Source organism: Fructilactobacillus sp. X2R1C1 (genome assembly GCF_059901435.1).
Genome location: NZ_JBWXUV010000020.1, coordinates 1 through 591 on the forward strand (window position 1 = coordinate 1; position 591 = coordinate 591).

The following is a 591-nucleotide window of genomic DNA, read 5'->3' on the forward strand; positions in this document are numbered from 1 at the left end:
ACCTAATTCATTAACTAAGTATTCTGTTACTTCTTTCACTTTATCATTAACTTCATCACTATAACGATTTTCATCTGGAAATTGTATTAAAACTAGAGGATTAATATCTTTAGATAGTTTTTGATACTCATTTTTTATGTCAATTCTCTTTTTATATGATGCATCTATAAAATCAGAATCAGCTCCACTAAAGATTTGATCTGATAATGGATTATCAAATTGATCATTTACTAAAACACTTCTTGTTATCAGCCCTGAAGATATTACATCCTCTTCAGGAACTTTTACTTTCCTAGCTTTGTCATCTTCAATTGGTGTTGCACTGGCTTTAAATGTTTTAATTGGATTAAACATACCAATTATTTTATTAGATTTCTCTGTGTCATTATAATGTTCCTCATCAACTACAATAACAAATTTTATATTTTCATTAGCCGCATCTTCAACAACTTGTTCTAAGTTTTTCTTATCTCCATCGGCCATGGCTATATTTCCCTTTTTCGTTACCTTCTCCCAATTTAAAAAGGTTACTGTGTTTTTTCTAAATCCATCGGCCAATGCATCATCAAGTAATTGAGCATGGATTATATT

General features: G+C 29.6%; 1 pseudogene. It reads right to left on the reverse strand.

Features of this window, described 5'->3' with window-relative positions:
* Positions 1 to 591 (reverse strand): annotated as a pseudogene (locus AC6UDG_RS07265) (restriction endonuclease subunit R); the annotation flags it as partial.